At 39.5% G+C, this 20,424-nt stretch carries 15 protein-coding genes; 12 read left to right on the plus strand and 3 right to left on the minus strand.

Translation table 11 applies throughout. The features are described from left to right. Positions 1–46: 46 nt before the first annotated feature. Both QE382_RS08940 and QE382_RS08945 read right to left on the minus strand, forming a co-directional pair. On the minus strand, positions 47–736 hold the full coding sequence (locus QE382_RS08940) for a LytR/AlgR family response regulator transcription factor (protein WP_307185589.1): 690 nt from the start codon (positions 734–736) through the stop codon (positions 47–49). Then, positions 726–1,766 (minus strand): sensor histidine kinase, encoded by a 1,041-nt coding sequence (locus QE382_RS08945; protein ID WP_307185590.1) that lies wholly within the window; start codon positions 1,764–1,766, stop codon positions 726–728. The genes QE382_RS08940 and QE382_RS08945 overlap by 11 nt, the downstream gene beginning before the upstream one ends. 399 nt (positions 1,767–2,165) lie before the next feature. Between QE382_RS08945 and QE382_RS08950 the strand changes: the two genes are divergently transcribed. Further along, positions 2,166–3,152 (plus strand): Gfo/Idh/MocA family protein, encoded by a 987-nt coding sequence (locus QE382_RS08950; protein ID WP_307185591.1) that lies wholly within the window; start codon positions 2,166–2,168, stop codon positions 3,150–3,152. Between the two features lie 258 nt (positions 3,153–3,410). Then, on the plus strand, positions 3,411–4,694 hold the full coding sequence (locus QE382_RS08955) for a Gfo/Idh/MocA family protein (RefSeq protein ID WP_307185592.1): 1,284 nt from the start codon (positions 3,411–3,413) through the stop codon (positions 4,692–4,694). A 176-nt stretch (positions 4,695–4,870) separates the two neighbouring features. Here QE382_RS08955 and QE382_RS08960 read toward each other — a convergent pair whose 3' ends face one another. After that, a complete protein-coding gene (locus QE382_RS08960; protein ID WP_307185593.1) occupies positions 4,871–5,716 on the minus strand; it encodes a cold-shock protein in 846 nt (281 codons plus the stop codon). 614 nt (positions 5,717–6,330) lie between these two features. Here QE382_RS08960 and QE382_RS08965 point away from each other — a divergent pair. From QE382_RS08965 to QE382_RS09010, 10 genes are all read left to right on the plus strand, one after another. After that, positions 6,331–7,359: a TonB-dependent receptor plug domain-containing protein gene (locus tag QE382_RS08965; RefSeq protein WP_307185594.1), complete on the plus strand. Its 1,029-nt coding sequence runs from the start codon at positions 6,331–6,333 to the stop codon at positions 7,357–7,359. Continuing rightward, positions 7,360–9,552, plus strand: coding sequence for a SusC/RagA family TonB-linked outer membrane protein (locus QE382_RS08970; protein WP_307185595.1), 2,193 nt, complete (start codon positions 7,360–7,362; stop codon positions 9,550–9,552). Positions 9,553–9,564: 12 nt separating this feature from the next. Then, a complete protein-coding gene (locus tag QE382_RS08975) occupies positions 9,565–11,058 on the plus strand; it encodes a SusD/RagB family nutrient-binding outer membrane lipoprotein (protein ID WP_307185596.1) in 1,494 nt (497 codons plus the stop codon). Next, positions 11,058–13,520, plus strand: coding sequence for a phosphocholine-specific phospholipase C (locus QE382_RS08980; RefSeq protein ID WP_307185597.1), 2,463 nt, complete (start codon positions 11,058–11,060; stop codon positions 13,518–13,520). The genes QE382_RS08975 and QE382_RS08980 overlap by 1 nt, the downstream gene beginning before the upstream one ends. A 261-nt stretch (positions 13,521–13,781) precedes the next feature. Continuing rightward, positions 13,782–14,498, plus strand: a complete 717-nt coding sequence (locus tag QE382_RS08985; RefSeq protein WP_209574870.1) for a response regulator transcription factor — start codon at positions 13,782–13,784, stop codon at positions 14,496–14,498. Positions 14,499–14,508: 10 nt separating this feature from the next. Continuing rightward, on the plus strand, positions 14,509–15,867 hold the full coding sequence (locus QE382_RS08990) for a HAMP domain-containing sensor histidine kinase (RefSeq protein WP_209574868.1): 1,359 nt from the start codon (positions 14,509–14,511) through the stop codon (positions 15,865–15,867). Positions 15,868–16,005: 138 nt separating this feature from the next. After that, entirely contained in the window at positions 16,006–16,479 is a 474-nt protein-coding gene (locus QE382_RS08995) for a hypothetical protein (RefSeq protein WP_307185598.1), read from the plus strand. Positions 16,480–16,546: 67 nt separating this feature from the next. After that, positions 16,547–17,548, plus strand: coding sequence for an ABC transporter transmembrane domain-containing protein (locus QE382_RS09000; RefSeq protein WP_307185599.1), 1,002 nt, complete (start codon positions 16,547–16,549; stop codon positions 17,546–17,548). Beyond that, a complete protein-coding gene (locus QE382_RS09005) occupies positions 17,538–18,899 on the plus strand; it encodes an HlyD family secretion protein (protein ID WP_307185600.1) in 1,362 nt (453 codons plus the stop codon). Before QE382_RS09000 ends, QE382_RS09005 begins: the two co-directional genes overlap by 11 nt. A gap of 7 nt (positions 18,900–18,906) precedes the next feature. Then, positions 18,907–20,337: a TolC family protein gene (locus QE382_RS09010; protein ID WP_307185601.1), complete on the plus strand. Its 1,431-nt coding sequence runs from the start codon at positions 18,907–18,909 to the stop codon at positions 20,335–20,337. Positions 20,338–20,424 lie beyond the last annotated feature (87 nt).

Raw genomic sequence — 20,424 nt, forward strand, 5'->3', positions numbered from 1 at the left:
GAATGTGTAGACGAATGGATCATTATCATGATGCAATCCGGCGATATTAGGTAAACTGTTCAATATTTTTGATGTATTTTTTACCAATAGGAAGGGCAGCTTCGGGCAAGATTAATCTATTTTGGAAGATCTGCTCAATACGGTTTTTGTTGACAATAAAGGAATTATGTACGCGGAGAAAGTCTGTAGTAGGTAATATTTTTTCCATCCCGCGTAAGTTACTACGCGTAAGAAGTGGCGATTCTCGGTCTACAAGATAAATCTTTACATAGTCTTTCAAACCTTCAATGTAACTGATCTCATGGAGTGATATTCTTGTCTTTTTGTATTCTACATTGACCATAATGTGATCTTGTACAGCAGGTTTTTTCGAACGGAGCAGTATGCTTTCTTCCGCTTTTTGGACTGCGGCGGCAAGTCGGGTCTTTGAAATCGGTTTAAGGAGATAATCTAGGGCATTTAGCTCGAAACCTTCGACTGCATATTGGTGGTAGGCCGTGGTAAAGATAACCAGCGGGCGAGGAGTGAGTTCCCGAATAAATTGCGTGCCCAATTGATCGGGCATTTCGATATCAAGAAAAATCAAGTCAATATGGTGATCTTTTAAATATTCTTTAGCTTCGGCCGTGGCATTAAATTTACCGGCGACCTCAATATGTTCAAAATTTAATAAGTCGTCTTCAAGAATATTGAGCGCGAAGGGTTCATCATCAATCAATATACATTTAATCTTCATCAGTCATCAGTTTGAGTGTTACTTCAAAATCTCCATCGTCGGTCTTTGTAATCGTAAGATCATGACGATTGGGATATAGTAATTGCAATCTTCTATGTACATTCATCAGTCCTATACCTTCATTTGGACGTGTTTCTGTATGTTTTAAGATTCTATTGCGGGATGTGAAGACAATTCCACCTTCAATTTCCTTAAATTGAAATTGTATCTGGGGTGCAGTTTTACTGTCCACACCGTACTTGAAAGCATTTTCTACAAAATGTATGAACAGAAGAGGGGGGATGAGCCTGTTTTTGACGGTATCTTCAATAGCTAGGCTTACATTTCCTTCAATCGGAAGACGAAGAGTTTGTAAATCAATGAAGTTGCGCATATGATCGATTTCTTTAAACAGCTCGACTTTGGGGCCATCTACTTCATAAAGGATATACCGAAGCATTTCGGATAGCTTAACAATAGTCCCTTCGGAATCGGGAGACTGTTTGCGGATAAGCCAACGGATATTATTGAGTGTATTGAACAGGAAATGCGGGCTGATCTGAAGTTTTAACATGGTTAGTTCTGCCGTAGTTTTTTCCAGTGCAATCTGTTTATTGAGTTCTTTTTGTCTAGCCTGTTCGTCATACAGAAAGATCATGGAAGAAGTAATCATACAGAGGGAATAAATAATACCCGGACCGATCACCAGGCGGACAAAAAGAATATTCTCCTTCATCAGATGAGCGAGTTCTCCATCTGGGTTAAAATAGACTATGGTATAATTCAGGGCTACATAAGTAGCGAATCCCAGTGCTATCAATAGTACAAAGATCTTTCTACGGCCGAAAAAATAGGTCGGTGCGACAATGTAACAATGTAAATAAAAATGGGTAGCCAGGAATACGATATTTACTAAATGCGATAATGCTGAATAGGGCTTGAAATCTGCAATCTTATCCGGTTGGTAAAGATAGATAATAAAGGGTAAGAGCAGTAATATTGTCCAGATGACAATATGTAAATAGAATTTTCTGAAAAATCTGCCGATCATGTGATGCCTAATTAATCCCTTTAGTTTTGGATAACCCCAAACTTAGATAAAATGCTTTTTATATACAATATAAATACTTTTCAAAGCAAAAAAAATTATTCAGCAAAGCCTATTGTACAAAGTCATCTGATCTTGCTGCTAATCGATAGGATATTTAAGGCATTCGGTTGAATCCTATGAAAGCGGAAAATAAGCTGAACCGTTGCGAATAGTTTTGTATTTTGCAGGTATAAACTTTAGCGTGCAGCAATAAGTCCAAACCGATAGCAGAACATGAATTTGACATATAATCCGTATTGCGGAAAAAAAACAGTAATCGCTTTGAGTTTTGGTATCACTCAATTGGTCTTAGGTTAGGGAATAATGTGGAGTACTTTAGCAATAATTTGAACAGATCTTATGGAAAGTCATAAAGTTGTATGGGGCATCATCGGATGTGGTGATGTCACGGAAAAAAAAAGCGGACCTGCGCTCAATCTTGTTGATAATAGTCGGCTTATGGCTGTCATGCGAAGGGATGCGGCCAAAGCTGCTGACTATGCTGAGAGACATCAAGTCCCTTTGTGGTATTCACAGGCAGAAGATTTACTTGACAATAGCGATATCAATGCGATTTATATTGCAACACCGCCGTCGTCTCATCTTGGGTATGCACTGGCTGCTTTACGTAAAGGAAAACATGTTTATGTAGAAAAGCCTGTCACTTTAAATTCACTCGAAGCTGAATCTTTACTGGAGGAAGTGAGAGCCAGGGGCGGAAAGTTGGTTGTCGCGCATTATCGAAGAGCATTGCCTCTTTTTTTAAAAGTTAAGGAACTTATTGACCAAAGTGCAATCGGCGAGTTAAGAACCGTACAACTACGTTTGTGGCAAAGCAGAACACCAGATTTGGTGACGCAGCGTGCCGGCGATTGGCGTACTGATCCTTCCATTTCCGGAGGAGGTTATTTTTTTGATTTAGCGCCTCATCAGCTGGATTTGATGCTTTATCTTTTTGGGATGCCTGTATCCTATGATGGTTTTAGTTTAATTCAGGGTGAAAAGATTGCTGTTGCGGATCAAACGACAGGGATCATTTTGTTTGAAAACCAACTTGTTTTTCAAGGAAGTTGGTGCTTCAATGTTGCCAAAGAAAATCAGGTAGACAGGTGTGAAATTATTGGAAGCCTTGGTCGCATTACTTTTTCCATTTTTGGAAATACTGTTGCTGTTCATACCAAATCAGAAGAGAAGGAATTTACATTTGACCATCCTGAAAATATTCAATTGCCGATGATTTCGCGTACAGTTAAATATTTCACGGGTACCGGGCCAAATCCATCTCCGATTGAAGAAGCATTGGTTTTGATGAAGATTATAGATAATTTTTCGGCAATAAGATCATAATACATGACGCCGTTTATACACAGGTGTCTGCTGGCTGGAGTATTTGTGTCAGTTACTATTGATCGTCTTATGTACCGATATTTGTCGGGGAGTCTTCTCAGACATTCAAACAACTTGAGCTGAGGTTGTTTGTTTAAATTAATATTCTTGATACTAAAGACTAAATGTTATATTAGTACTATCACTGGGGAGATGCCAAGCTAATCATCTTCTTGGTATTGAACACAATATCAATATCAATATAAACCAAATTAAACAATGGAGAGAAAAGAATTTATCCGAAGCACGGGCCTATTGGCGGCATCAGCATTTTTTGCACAGTCTAGAGTATTCGGTTTTCAAGCCGATACTGTCCGTGTGGGGCTGATTGGTACTAACGGTATGGGCTGGTCAAATTTGAATGCGATCTTGCATATACCTGGGGTGCAGTGTACAGCACTATGTGATGTCGATGAAAATGTGTTGCGGAATCGCGTGGAGGAATTAAAGAAGCGCCAGATAAATGTGAAAGCTTACGTTGATTATAAAGATCTGCTGAAAGCAAAAGACGTCGATGTTGTTATTATCGCTACGCCAGATCATTGGCATTGCCTACAAATGGTTGATGCTGTTGCTGCCGGAAAAGATGTATACGTCGAAAAACCAATTGGAAACTCCATTCGCGAATGTGAAATTATGGTTGCAGCTGCTAAAAAGCATAAACGTGTTGTTCAGGTCGGGCAATGGCAGCGAAGTCAGCAGCACTTCAGAGATGCTATGGATTTTGTCCACAGCGGAAAACTTGGAAAGATACGTCTTGTTAAGGCTTGGGCGTATCAGGGCTGGATGAAGAGTGTTCCAGTCCAACCAGATGCTTCTGTTCCAGCAGGAGTGCATTACGATAAATGGCTAGGACCTGCTCCAAAGCGAGCATTTAATCCCAATCGTTTTCATTTCAATTTTAGATGGTATTGGGATTACGCGGGTGGCTTGATGACCGATTGGGGTGTACATATGCTGGATTACGCTTTGATTGGCATGAAGGTGTCGGATCCGGTGTCTGTAATGGCTGCGGGGGGTAAATTTGCTTATCCAGAAGACGCTGCTGAAACACCAGATAGCTTAACTACGGTCTACGAGTTTGAGGGATTCAATGTGCAATGGGAGCAGGCAACAGGGATAGATTTAGGACCTTACCAGAAGAATCATGGCGTAGCATTTATTGGTAATAATGGCACCCTTGTGGTAAATCGCGAGGGATGGGAAGTTATTCCAGAAAAAGGGCGAATGGATGCTGTGTCTTTTCAACGTTCACAGGATAACGGATTGGACAAGCATATGGTAAATTTTGTTGAAGCCGTTAGAAAGAGGTCAGCAGAAGGTTTAAATGCTCCGATAGAGGCCGGTGCGCATATAGCCATTTTCTCCCAGATGGGAAATATAGCTTATAGGTCAAAAAAGAAATTATTTTGGGATAAACAAAAGCGCAGTTTTAACGATAGAGATGCAGACCAATATTTGGCAAAAGTGTATCATAATGGCTATAATCTGCCTAAGGTATAAGATCTGCAAATAACCTTATTCTATGTGATCTTAGCAGAATGAATTGCTAGCCAGTCTTCCTTACGATAGCAGATCAGGACTGAGGATAAAAGAAGTAAGGCAGACGATTGATCAGTCTGCACCATGGATAGCTGCAATGGTTTGAATATCGATTTATAAGACGTAATCCATTGCAGCTATTCTTGCAAAAGCGTATGTATTTTATCAATAGACGCCTCGTTCTCCAAAAATTCAATATAAGGTAGCAAAGGTTCGAGGTCGCTCTTATCCATTGTTTCTACGTCGTCAAATAAAGCATTTACAAAATCAGTACAGAAGGATTTTCCAAAACTGTAGGTACTAATTCGGGTAAGATCCTCATAATTGATTTCTGTAGCATTCAAATTAAATACAAGTTCAGGAATTTCGTAATCACCTTCTGATGGATAGCCGATATACTTAAACATACTTTCCTTCCATACACGAAATAAAATCTGATGCGAAACATGTTTTCCGAAGTATTCAAATACCTTGGAAAGTATATCTCCAGCAACTTCCCGCTCAAAAATACCGGTAATGCTTTTGTCAATCAATTCGGCATAGGGAATAAAAATTGTGCTCTCAAAATCAACATCAAAATTAGCTGTGAGCATTTTGGGGATAAGGTCTTTGGGCTGGATTCTTAAAAGTTGTCTTGCTGTTAAGGAGGTTAAATTGTGCTTTTGTTCTCGACCATGGCTGTCGGGGAGGTGTACTGTATGTTCTTTATCGAGAAGCGAAATGACGAATTTCCAATCTTCGGACCTTTTGAGAATCCTACAGTTATGAGCGAGATAGCCGCTCCTCTTGGGGTCGACCTTCTTATCACCGACGATAACTTCTCCAGGCTGAATAATATGTTCTGGAGGAATTTTAAACCTACGTATATGTACAAAGAGTTCTTCTCCGGCAGGTAATGCAATCGTACCAAATCCTTTGTTATTGTCGAACCATTTTACTGCGCCGATAAACATGGCTGGGGTTGAGTTTTGTTTCAATACCATAAAGATAAGTAATAAATGCGTTTATTACGTATTGAAAATGAAAAATTGTTCTATATACCATGTTGTGCTAGCCATTGTCCACTTATCCAAACATTTGGTTAAAAGGTTAAAGTATATATTATTGTTTTACAATTTTTTTTAAAGTTTTGTATTTCAGTTTGTTGACTCTCTGAAGAACCATTTAGTTTATTTTTTGTATATGGACGACGATAATGGCTGATTTGTTGTCACAAATGCAGGGAAGCCAAAATAAAGCCGATACGGCAAAAGAATGGATCAAGAAACATAACGATCTCGTAAAGGAGTGGACACAGTGGGCAATAGTAATTAAATAGTCAACCCATAGGAGAACGTCTATCTTAATTACCGCACCCCAATATTTTGGTGTAAATAGCACTTAAGTAGCGATCGCGGCAATAGATTGGATCATTTCATGATAGTCATCTATGCGGTTCGATGCAGCAGGCAGAAGCTCAATATGCAAATTGATGTATAGGAGATTGCAGCGTGAACGATGTTAATGTTAAGTTAAGCAATCTTTAAGATTGCATTGTTAATATACTACTCATCTTCTAGTAATATAGGTTTCATTTTTTTGGACAAAATTCAAAATAATGAAACCTATTAAACTACCTCAATTTAGGAAAGCAGCTCAGGTGACCTTAGCTATTGCGTTGCTGAATGCGGCACATGTCGATAGCGTATGGGCAAACTTTGCGAATGAAACTACCAAGCTCGAAATTGCCGATCAAGCTATTATTAAAGGGATTGTTAAGGATCAGGACGGCAAACCTATTGACGGCGGCACGATCATCAATGAAACCAGCAAACAGAGTACGCGTACAGAGTTTAATGGTAAATTCAATCTGAAAGGTCAGGTTGGCGATCAAATCCGTGTTTCTTCTTTAGGGTATAAAACAACTACAATAACTGCTACAGATGGGGATCTTGTAGTGGTTTTAGAAAAAGATGATTCAAAGTTGGATGAGGTTGTTGTCACAGCAATTGGTATCAAGCAACAAAAGAAGCAAATTGGTTACGCTACCCAAGAAGTCAAATTAGACGTACTTAAAGAGTCTAAAACAATGAATATTGGTACAGCGCTAACGGGACAAGTATCTGGTCTGATCGTTAATAATCCAACGGGGATTTTTCAGGCACCATCTTTTCAATTGCGTGGTAAGACCCCACTTATTGTCGTAGATGGTATTCCTGTAGAATCTGATTTTTACGACATGTCCAGTCAAAACATTGAGAATATCAATGTATTGAAAGGAACAGCCGCTTCATCTTTATATGGATCACGCGGTAAAAATGGCGCGATCTTAATTACAACCAAAAGTGCAAAAAGTGATAGGCTGGAGTTTTCGGTTGGAACTAGTAATATGTTTTCTGCAGGATTTACGGTTTTTCCTGAATCGCAAAAGGAGTTTGGAAGTGGATCCAACGGTAAATATGAGTTTTGGGATGGTGCTGATGGGGGGATTTCAGATGGAGATATGACATGGGGACCCAAATTGAACTCCGGAATAAAGGTTGCACAATGGAACAGTCCGATTCGCGATAAGCAAACTGGTGAAGTGATTCCTTGGTGGGGTGATGTGAGTGGAACCAAGTATAATGATAAGTCACGTTACGAATGAGTGCCGATTGATTGGGTCGCACATAACAATTTAGAGGATTTCCTTGGAACTGGACTGATTACCGAAAATAATGCGACGTTATCGTATCGTTCGGAAAAGGTAAGCATATTTGGAACAGGGAAATATGCCTATCAAAAAGGTCAGGTGCCCAATACAAAGCTTTCTACAGGTGGGTTAAATTTGAATACCTCTTACCGTTTTACTCCTGAGGTACAATTCGATCTTAACTTATCCTATAATAAAGTGAAATCTCCAAATTATCCAAGGTATGGATATGGGCCTAAAAATCATATGTATACGATTCTGTTGTGGATGGGAAATGATGTAAATGGACAGGAATTAAAGGATCACCTCTATATTCCGGGACAGGAAGGCTATCGTCAAGCTAACTATAACTATGCTTGGTACAACAACCCTTACTTTGCGGCCAATGAGCTGAATCAGGTATACGACCAGGATATTTTGGCCGGGCAGACTGCTTTAACTTGGCGTATTTCACCCGAATTTACCATTAAAGGTCGTGCAGCAGCAAGACAAAAAAATCTATTTCAGGACATGCAAAGTCCGAAGTCTTACATGAATTATGGCGATTCACGGAATGGTGATTACAAAAACTGGGACAGCAAGCAGCTCAACTTTGATGCGGACGTCTTAGCAACTTATATTAAGCAGTTGTCTGATAATTTCGGTGTAACAGTTAATGCGGGATCTTCCACTTTCAAAAGAGATTATCGTGAGCTTTATCAAACTACTGATGGTTTAGTTGTACCATTTGTCTACAACTTAGGTAATACCCAAGGCCCAGTTAAGGCAACAAATACAACAACTGAGAAAATAATCCGAAGTGCTTATGCGTCGGTAAACTTAAATGTGTTTAAGTCCACCTATCTGAATTTTTCGGGAAGAAATGACTGGTCATCCACATTATCAAAAGCAAATCAGTCCTTCTTTTATCCATCGGTTTCACTAAGTAGTGTTATCTCCGATTATTTTAAACTGCCTGCGCAAATTGACTTTGTTAAATTGTACAGTTCCTGGGCATCGGTATCTTCTGATCTGGATCCTTATAGCATTGCTGCGACTTATAAAAAAGATGTTACCTATGGTTCGACGCCATCAGTAACTTATCCTGCAGGTATTATTAATCCTGATATCCTTCCGCAGCAGTCCATTTCTTTAGAAATTGGTGCATCTATGGCTTTCTTTAAAAATAGGCTTTCAGCTGATGTAACGTACTATAATGTTGTTGATAAAAATCAGATTATCGATTTGAGTATTTCTCAAGCATCCGCTTTTACTTCGCGTAAAGTAAATGGAAATAAATACCGTACAAAAGGATTAGAGATTTCTTTGACAGGGAATATAATTAAAAATGAACAATTTTCGTGGACGTCTACTGTAAACTGGTCTCGTGCAATTCAGCGTTTGGAAGAAATTTATAATAACCAAGCGAAATACGGTAATCTTAAAAAAGGCGATCGTGCAGACAGCTATTATGGTACTGTTTGGGAAAAATCGGCTGATGGTAAGGTTATCTTGAATCCGAATACGGGTATGCCGATCAAAAATCCATTTCCACAGTATTTAGGATACTTTCAACCGGACTGGCAATTTGGTTTTGCAAACCAGTTTAAATTTAAGGGATTTCATGTAAATCTTGATTTCGACGGATCTATTGGCGGCGTGATGAATTCGACAACCATAGAAAAAATGTGGTGGGGTGGAAAGCATCCTTCTTCGGTCTTATATCGTCAGGAACAATATGATGCTGGAAAACCAGTTTTTGTGCCAGATGGGGTGATCGTAACAGGAGGTGAGCTTACCCGCGACGTGAACGGTAATATTACTTCAGATACCCGAACGTATACTAGTAATACAAAAGCTGTTGATTGGCAGGCTTGGAGTCAAAATTATCCTTACCAGGCCAGAGTTACAGAGTCTGAAAGTAAACTGTTTGCCAATGTATTTGATCGATCATTTGTAAAACTACGTAGACTGTCGGTAGGTTATGATGTCAATAAGGTGTTTAAATTAAAACAGCTTACGGCCTTAAATGCATCACTATTTGGCTATAATTTAGCCATGTGGAAGAAAGTACCTTATATCGATCCTGATTTTGGCGTTGGAAATGATGGTAATCTTCAGGATCCTTCCACACGATATATCGGTTTTTCTCTAGATTTTAAGTTTTAACAAAATAGTACGATGAAATTATTTAATAAACATATATTTCTTGGATTATTTTCTCTTTCAATCATGACTTCTTGTCAGAAATTGACTGAAGTAAATGTTAATCCAAATGAAGCGACGACAACCCACCCGCAAGCTTTATTGACGAAGGTAGAATGGGATGCTTTTCGGACCTGGCACGGTACCTCACCACTATATGCCTTGAAAATGATTGTGCAAACGGATGGTGAAAATGCGAATCAAATTTATAATTGGCAACGAGGAAGCTTTGAGCAATATGGTAATCTTCGCAATATTACCAAGATGACTGAAGAAGCTGAACGTATTGGCGCTGAAAGTTATTTGGCATTAGCAAAATTTTTCCGTGCGTATTATTTTTATAATCTTACCTTAACGTTTGGTGATGTCCCTTATTCAGATGCAGCAAAGGGTGAAAATTCTGCAATTTTTGCACCGAAATACGATACACAGAAAGACGTTTTGGTGGGGGTATTGAAGGAACTTGAGGAAGCAAGTATTATTCTGAAGAAGAACAAAAACACCATAAATGGGGATATTATTTATGGTGGAAATAGTGGTAATTGGAACAAGTTAGTCAATTCATTTCGCCTAAAAGTATTATTGACGCTTTCGAACAAATCGACTGATCTCCCATTTAATGCAGCAACAGAATTTTCAAAAATATTTACCAATGAGTCTAGAATCACTGATGTTAGTGGTGCTGAAGATGGGCAACTCGTCTTTTTGAATCAAGAGGGTAATCGTTATCCGGAGTTTAACTCTAGCGGTTATGGATCGGGAATGTATATGGATTCAACATTTATCCAACGATTGCAGGACCTGAAAGATCCGCGGTTATTTGTCGTCGCTACACAAACAAGACTGGGTAAAGAAGCGGGTAAAGCGATTAATGACTTTACGGCTTATGAAGGCGGTGATCCGATTGTTCCTTATGCACAGGTGAATGCAAAAGCTGTATTAGGTAAATTATCGAAAGTCCACGAACGATTTTATCAAGATCCCACAGCTGAGCCATTGGTCTTATTGGGCTGTTCGGAGATGCAGTTTATTTTGGCTGAAGCCATTTTGAAAGGTTGGATAACGGGCGATCTCAATGCAACGTATACCAAAGGAGTACAGGCATCGTTCAAATTTTATGAAAAATATGCGAAAAATTTAGGAACTTATACAAATGAAGCACAAGCGGCCAAATATCTTGAACAAAATTCGGTAAGTCTTGACGGAGCTAGCTCCAATGAGCAAAAGCTAGAACGTATCTTGATGCAGAAATACCTACGCTCATTTCATCAGGGGGGATACTCGGCTTATTTTGATCATTTGCGCACAGGATATCCGAGTTTCCGTAAATCTGCGAATGTGAAAACAGCCTATCGCTGGATGTATCCTCAAGATGAGTACAATAATAATACTGCGAATGTATCTGAAGCGATCAAATCACAATTTGGCGGAAATGACAATATTAATTTACAGGCTTGGTGGTTAAAATAATGGATTCAAGGAGGGTATTTTTAAAAAAAGCAGCCATGCTGGCTGGGAGTACAGTCGCTATAAACTGGCTGCCTGAATCAATACAAAAAGCATTGGCGATTGAAGCTCCAAAAGGATCAACTTTTTTGGATGCCGAACATGTTGTATTTTTGATGCAGGAAAATAGATCGTTTGACCATTGTTTTGGAACTTTGAAGGGCGTACGTGGCTTTAACGATCCCCGCGCAATGAAATTACCGAATGGTTTACCTGTATGGATACAAGGAAATAAGGAAGGTGCATATTTTGCACCTTTCCATTTAGATATCGTCAATAGTAAATCGACTTGGATGGGGTCGCTTCCGCATGGCTGGCGTGATATGGTTGCGGCTCGTCATGACGGGAAAATGGATAATTGGTTGGAAGCAAAGAGCTCTGGTAATTCAGAATATAAGGCCATGCCTTTAACAATGGGTTATTATAACCGTGCAGATATTCCTTTTTATTATGCTTTTGCAGATGCATTTACGGTTTGTGACCAGCATTTTTGTTCGTCACTGACGGGAACGAGCGCTAATCGATCGTATTTTTGGACTGGTACAGTGCGCGAAGAACCCCGTAATCCCGAATCTGTTGCGCATGTAGACAATGGTCAGATCAACTACAAGGATGTCAAATGGAAAACCTATCCTGAACGACTGCAAAAAGCAGGGGTCTCGTGGAAAGTTTATCAAAATGAACTAAGTTTACCAGTAGGCTTTAAAGGAGAAGAGGAAGATTGGTTGGCCAATTTTACAGATAACAACCTGGAGTTTCACCAACAATATGGTGTAAGATATCATTTGGCACATTATCAGTGGATGAAAGAACGGGTAAAAGAGCTGCATAAATTTTTGGAAACAAATCCAAAAGAAGAATTGCTGCACAAAGCCAAAGCGGAATTGGAAGATTTGAAAAGAGATGTCATTCATTATACCCCTGAGAATTTTGAAAAGCTATCCCAGTTCGAAAAAGATATCCATCGCAATGCATTTGTGACTAATCTAGCTGATCCCAATTTTCACAAACTTGATAAATTAAGTTATAAAGAAGGTGGAAAGCGGCAGGAAGTTGAGGTGCCGGCCGGAGATGTTTTTTATCAGTTTAGAAAAGATGTTGAAGATCGCCAATTACCTACAGTGTCATGGTTAGTGGCACCTTGTCGTTTCTCGGATCATCCGGGCTCACCTTGGTATGGGGCATGGTACGTATCCGAAGTCCTCGATATATTGACCAAAGACCCTGAGGTTTGGAAAAAGACGATTTTCATCTTAACTTATGACGAAAATGATGGATATTTTGACCATATAGCTCCTTTTGTTCCGCCATTGAGCAGGAACAAAGATCAGGGTGCCGTGTCAGAAATCGACACTTCGGATGAATATGTTACGCTAGAACAGGAGCGAAAAAGGAAAAATAGTAAGAATGTAAGTTTTGAAAGTCCTATTGGTTTGGGCTATCGAGTACCAATGGTGATAGCTTCACCCTGGTCTAAGGGTGGTTGGGTCAATTCCGAAGTTTTTGACCACACCTCCTGTCTTCAATTTTTAGAACATTTTTTGGGGAAGAAAACGGGTAAGGTGATACGGGAAGAAAACATCAGTCAATGGCGAAGAATGGTCTGTGGCGACTTAACAACTTCTTTTCGTCCTGTAGATAACATTTCCAAAACAAGGCTTAATCCGGTAGACAGAGACGGGTATGTTGAACGTATATTCTCCGCCAGGAATAAAAAGCTTCCAACAGATTTTGTGAAAATCGACAGCCAAAAACTAAAGGAAATCAAATCGACAGGTCAGTATCATGCAGCTATGCAGATGCAAGAGCAGGGATGGAAGGATGCTTGTGCTTTACCATATGAATTGCAACTAAGAGTACAGCATACACCAACGATGCTTTCCATCAGCTCAACCTTGGAAAGAAGGCTTAATACAGCTAAAGCGGGAGCGGGTTTGCCTTATCAGGTTATTTCCTATGTGGCTTACGATGGACATCCAGTGGGTAAAGTTTGGAATTTTACGGTATGGGAAGGGGATCAATTAGCGTATGAATGGGAACTCGATAAAATTGTAGGAGAGTACATATCATTTGCTTTGCATGGCCCCAACGGTTTTTACCGTGCGATTGAAGCCGCAAAGTCACATATTCCTGCAATTGATGTATATACGAAAGTAGTTGCTGGAAAGCCTATTCTTTGTGTACAATCAGAGTCGCTAAATTGGGATTTACTTCTTAAAGACTGTTCCTATGATCTTTTCCATGCGAAGGCAATGCGCAAGGATGATCCTGCTTTGGTTGAAATCGATTGCAGCAAGAGTGAAGGTTGGTATGATATCGAAATAACGTGTTCAGAAGATCATGCGGTCAAATTCCGCTATGCTGGACATATAGAGACTGGTAAATCAAGTAAGACGGATCCGTTGATGGGTAAAGTAAAATTATAGCTATCAGTGCTAATCAGAGAAACTTATGCTTGGCAGAAAAGTTCGAGGGGATGATGTTTAACCTCATGTTTTAACTTGAAGCATTAAATGAAAGCGCTGTTTCACGATCGATGAACACAGCGCTTTTGCTTTTGCAAAATAGAGCAAGTTTCTTTTTGTGTGCATTCGGGCAAAAAATGGGATTTGTGTCTCTTAAGTCAAAACGTTATTTTTATGGTTTGGATGGGAGTTCATTAAACAGAGCTAAACGTAATGACGAATATGGAGAAGCAAAAAATTATTTTGGTTGAGGACGAGCAGGACGTCGCTGATTTGATTGTACAAGGCTTAGGCGAGGATGGTTATCGGGTCATTCATTTGGGTCGGTCGGACGGATTGGAGCAGCTTTTGGCGAAGCAAGATGTTTCACTTGTGCTGTTGGACATCCTCTTGCCAGGAACTAATGGACTGGATATCTGTAAACAAATCAGGCAATGGGGGTATACGGATCTTCCAGTAATGATGCTCACAGCCTTGGGAACACCCGAAAATGTGGTTTTAGGGCTTGATAATGGAGCTGATGATTATCTTTCAAAGCCATTTAAACTTATTGAGCTTAAAGCACGCATTCGATCATTGATTCGCCGGCAAAAGTCTATTGTCCAGGCCACACAGCGTGAGCTTCAACCATCAAAAGACACCTATAGTTATGGTTTTTTAAGTATAGATGATTATAAAAAAACAGCCTATTGCGACGGTCAGGAACTTATTTTGACAAGTACCGAATATCGTTTGCTCTTATTGTTTATTCAAAGCCCGAAAAAGGTATTTGAGCGAACTGAACTTTTAGACAAAATATGGGGAATTAATTTTGATATTGGATCAAATGTTGTCGATGTTTATGTGAATTATCTGAGAAAAAAGATTGAAAAAGTAACGAGAAAGAAGGCCATCCATACGGTTATTGGTATGGGATATGTACTAAAAATTGAAGACTGAATATTTCAATATGCACAATTATAACCGTAAGCTTATCTATCTTATTGCAATCCTAGTCATATACGTGAGTTGTTTTGTTGGGTTTATCTTTTATTCCGTTACGAATTTTGCTTTTACTGATTTTTACAAGCGGCTGGATCTCCGGCGAAATATTGCCGCTGAAAAGTTCCTGAATAGTGAATCTGCTTCCCAAGCAGATCAGTGGAGCCTTGATTTTATTGAAAATCTCAATAATCAGCATGAATTTTTGGTGGAATTTGATGGCAAGGATTCTATTTTAAGAAGCCAGGGATTCCACCATGAACTTTGGGATAAAATTAGTAAAAAGGGAACGTCAAATTTCAAGTCGGGCAAGCAATTTTATTCAACCAAATATTTCTCGCAAAACGGACGTCACTATATTGTTGGGGCATCTGCGGAAAATTATTTTTATACCCATCATCTGGCTTACCTCCGGAACTTGCTTATTATAAGCCTGATTTTAGGTATTCTCTTTATTTTTGTCGTTTCTGTTTTCATGAAACGCTCATTCTTAAAGCCCATATTGACCATGATGAAGGAGGTGCAGGCCATTGGTTCCGAAAATCTTTATAAGCGATTGGATGAGGAGAAATATAAAGGTGAACTTCATGGTCTTGCACAGACATTCAACCGTATGTTGACGCGGTTAGAGACCTCTTTTGAAACTCAAAAAAACTTTATCAGCAATGCATCCCATGAACTGAACACGCCATTAACTTCTATTATCGGGCAGGCAGATCTTGCCTTATCTAAAGAGCGCAGCAATGAGGAATACCAACGCACATTATCGAAAATTATTGAATCTGCAGAGCATCTGGAAAAAAAAACTAAAGCACTCTTATTGCTGGCGCGTACAGGTTTTGTGAACAATGCGACAGCGTTCAATCCAGTTCGTATTGATCAGATCGTAATGGATGCCGAGCTGACAGTCAAGGCTATCAACGATAAATTTAAGATTATAACAGATTTTAGCCTATTGCCAGATGATAGCATGCGGCTTAAGGTGAATGGAAATGAAATTTTGCTGCAGCTTGCACTGTCTAATATTATCAGTAATGCCTGTAAATATTCATCCGATAGAACCGCTTACATCGCATTAGGTGCATTGGACAACAAAGTTTTTATTCTTATAAAAGACAAGGGGATAGGAATACCATCCCGAGAATTAGATCATATTTACGATCCTTATTTTAGAGCATCCAATACGAGTGGTATCGATGGCTATGGAATTGGCTTACCTTTGGCAAGAAATATCATTAAGCTGCATGGCGGTTCGTTGAAAGTCAACTCTATTGTAGGGGAAGGGACAACTGTTGAAGTGGAATTACCGACTTATCTGCGATTTTAATCCAGTTTTAATTTCAGTGCATTTTCTAATCCAATTTTAATACTGTTGTTAACTTTCTAATGAAAAGCTAATTTTAGATTCATACCATTGCCATAACTGCGTTTTAACTTTGCTTAAAAAAATAGCATGGCTAAAACAATGCGCATATTAATTCCCAGCGATTTTACGGTTGATTCGCTTGATTTTGTCCGGCAGAGTATAGAAGAATCGGTGGCCGAGCAAATTGATATCATCCTGGTATATGGTAATAAAAGCAGTAGTTCAGCAAGTGAATTGCTCGGTATTGGATTGGATGATCAGCTCGATATGCTCCAATCTGAATCTTTCTTAAATGCTTGTCGTGTGCTGTATCAGCTTTATCAAGACCGCCATCTCAATATCTTTGCCGATATTTTATGTACAGACAATAAAAATTATCTCCGACATTACCTCCGTGGGCAAGCTGTTGACGAAATTAGAATTCCATGCAATTATAACTATAAAAAGAAGACACGTCATTTTTTTAATGTTGCTGAAGCGCTTCGAAATCTCGGGGGCCAAATTCGTTCGACCGTACTTTTTAGCGATAAGGGAGATCCCTCTCATCATAAAATGGCACTGACGAATGGGTAATCAGCAGAAATTGTCCAACTGTATTTGGATTAAATCATAATTTTTAAATTATCTATTTTTTATTTTTATGGCGAAATTTCATGGTGGACCATCCCCTTTGCAGCGTTTGGTTAGCCTCCTACATCCCGAACGTAAAACAATCAATTTTATATTTATTTATGCTATCGTCATTGGTATGTTTAGTCTGACAATTCCAATAGGGATTACAGCGATATTTAATTTTTTAAGCAACGGAGCCATGTATAGCTCTACTTATATTTTAATTGCTTTTGTGCTGTTTGGCGTGGTCATGGCCGGCACGTTACTGATCGGACAACTCACGCTGGTTGAATATTTAGAACAGAAGATCTTTCTAAAATCAGCAATGGAATTTTCGTATCGACTTCCGCGAATTGATCCCAAGGAATTGTTAGGGGAAAATCTTGTGGAATTGGTGAATCGATTTTTTGATGTGATCATTATTCAAAAAGGGATTATTAAACTTTTGATCGATATCATTGCTGCAGTTGTAACCATCTTCTTTAGCGTGGTGTTATTGTCCTTTTACCATCCTGTGTTTTTGGCTTTTGGGCTGGTCGTGATCTGTGTTGTTATCATTATATTGGCGCTATACTATAAAAGGGGATTACGGACGAGCATAGAAGAGTCCGAATACAAATATAAGACGGTGGCCTATCTAGAATCTGTTGCGGAGAATATAGCGCTTTATCGCGGGGACAAAGAAAAAATGCAGGCAGTGACAGACAATACAGATCATATTGTCGGTAAATATTTAGGAGCTCGCAATGATCATTTTAAGGTCTTAAAAAGGTTTTTCATAGGCTCTGTCATGCTTCGTACCCTACTGTTTGGGGCGATGCTTTTACTGGGATCTTATTATGTTGTTGAGCGACAAATGACTTTTGGGCAATTTGTGGCTGCCGAAGTCGTTATCGTTCAAATCGGTTATGCGATCGAGAAACTGATGACCAATCTAAATACAATTTTTGATATGCTGACAGGAGTAGTCAAGTTAGCGGCGATAACAGATCTTGCGTTGGAGGAGGACGCTGCTAATTATGTGGATTAACAAGGATGAGACGAGTCAAAAGACAGTCTCGTGGAGAGATCTCTCTCAGGATGCAGTATCTAAACTATTAAAAGAACGTGGATCACTTGTTTTGGGACGCCTTTTGGTATGCTCTGCGGTTATCTTTGCGCTTGCATTATTCCTGCCTTGGAGGCAGACAATTGCTGGAATAGGTACTGTAACCGCGCTGCGGCCAGAAGATAGACCACAGACGATACAAAATCAAATTGGCGGTCGTATCGAGTATTGGGCGGTTACAGAGGGACAGGAAGTAAAGAAAGGTGACACAATTTTAGTGCTTTCGGAAACTGCCCAATCTTATTTTGATCCAATGCTACCCTTGCGTTTGAAAGAGCAATTGGATGCTAAACAAAGCGGAGAGGATGCCGCAGATCAAAAAATGAAAGCCACCGAAGCGCAGATTCTGGCTTTACGCAACGGTTTGGAATTTCAACTCGAGTCTGCAAAAAATAAGGTGATACAGTCTCAAAATCTCGTGAAAATTGATAGTGCTGAACTCGTTGCGGTTATGAGCTTTTTCGAGACCAGTGAAAAGCGGCTTAAGCGCTACGAAGAAGGGTATAGAGATGGACTGTTTTCTTTGACAGATATTGAAACAAGACGTCTAAATCTACAGAATGACCGAGCTAAAGTTGTTAGTGCCGAAAATAAGCTTTCAAATTCAAGGCAATCTTTAACCAATGCCCGAATAGAATTAAATAACATTCGTGCAAAATATAACGAGTCTTTGGCGAAAGCACAATCTGATTTAAGTTCTGCTTTTTCCTCTAAAGCTTCTGTACAAGGTGATATTGCTAAACTCAGAAATGAAATTTCCAATATCGATGTGAGAAGAGGGTTGTATATTGTTAGAGCCCCACAGGACGGATTTATTGTCAAAACCTTCAAAGCTGGAATAGGTGAAAATATGAAAGAGGGAGAGTCTGTGGCGACATTGCAGCCTAAAAATCCCTTGCTTGCTGTTGAACTTTATGTAAATGCGATGGATGTACCATTGATAGCACCGGAAAGCGATGTAAGGCTACAATTTGATGGATGGCCATCGATACAGTTTTCCGGTTGGCCTTCAGTGGCTGTTGGTACTTTTGCAGGAAAAGTGTCGGTTATCGATAAAGTGAGCAGTACGAATGGCCGATTTAGGATCTTGGTCCGCGCAACAGCGCCGGTTCCTGAAGGGGATGAACCCTGGCCGGTCCAGTTAAATCAAGGGTCAGGGGTATTCGGAAGAATTATTTTAAATAAAGTCCCTTTGTGGTATGAGATATGGCGACAGTTAAATGGATTTCCGCCGAGTTTGGAGCGTGAACCTAAGGATAGTGGAAAAAAGTGATTATACTATGAGCAAATTGAATCTCATTTTTATTGTATTGTATGTTTTTCTATGCCATGTGCTTCCCGCGCAGGAAAAGGTGAATACGGCAAGTAAAACGTTCACTTTGGGCGACATGGAAGAACTTTTGATGGCTAACCATCCGATTGTAAAACAAGTCAATCTATTGAGTGAGACGGCTAAGGCGCAGGTGATGCAGGGATTAGGTAAGTTTGATCCGACTATCAATGCAAGTTTTAAAAATAAACACTTTGGCAATAAGGAATACTACAACGAGTGGAATAGTGAGCTGAAAATTCCACTTTGGTTGGCTGGAGCCGACCTTAAAATTGCTTACGACAGAAATGTCGGTGACTATGCCAACCCTCAATCCAGGACGAACAACGCTGGCCTGTCTGCCGTAGGCTTAAGTATACCACTGGGACAAGGATTAATTATTGATAGCAGAAGAAATACGTTACAGCAGGCAAAAGCAATGGTACGCTATTTAGAAGGCGAGAAGATCAAGCAAATCAATAGCATTTGGTTCCAGGCAGTCTCCGACTACTGGAATTGGTATTTTGCCTATCAGCAGTATCAGTTTTTACTGGAGGGTGTAAAATTAGCAGATCAACGTTTTAAGGCCATCAGTGAACAAACCATCTTGGGTGATAAACCTGCGATTGATTCGATTGAGGCCTCTGTCGTGGTCAAAGAAAGGTGGATAGAGCTTTCGAAGTATGAAGCCGAGTTAAAAAATGCCCGGATTATGTTGTCCAATCACCTTTGGAATGATCAGCAATTTCCAGTGGAACTTCCAGACTATGCAGCTCCTCATAAGGCAGCTGGCGAAATTCTCTTGCCGGACAATAAAGTGATCCATGCACTACTAGATTCAGCCAAAATTGCCCATCCTGAATTGATCAAATTGGCGAGTAAAAATCAACAGCTCGAAATTGAGGAACGCTACCGTAAGGAAATGCTCAAACCAAAATTTACGGTTTCGGGAACATTGATATCAAGCCGCCGCAGTTTCAATGATTTTATACCACCACAGTATGATTTCAACTGGCAGAATTATAAACTGGGGTTTGAATTTGCATTTCCCCTATTTATTCGAAGCGAAAGGGGTAAATTAAAAGAGGTGAGAATTAAGTTAGATCAATTGCATTACGAACAGGCGGTTACCGAGCGCAATATTTACAATGATGTTATTAGAAAATACAACGAATTATTAGCTTATAGCACGCAATTCGAACTTCATGCTTTGAATGTGACTAACCAGGAGCGTTTACTTAAGGGAGAGTTAAACAAGTTTGAACTAGGCGAATCAACCTTGTTTGTGGTCAATAGCAGAGAAAGCAAGCTGATCGAAATGCGCATCAAGCAAGAGAAGCTTTTTACGGATTTTAGGAAGGCACTGGCAGAATTATACTATAAGGCCGGAACTAAATTTTAATCTGATTTTAATCTAGGTATTCTTTTTAATCTCATTTTAATATCCGTTCATACATTCTAATAGAAAGTTAATTCCAGATTCATTCGA

Origin of the sequence: Sphingobacterium zeae (genome assembly GCF_030818895.1) — a bacterium.
GTDB lineage: Bacteria > Bacteroidota > Bacteroidia > Sphingobacteriales > Sphingobacteriaceae > Sphingobacterium > Sphingobacterium zeae.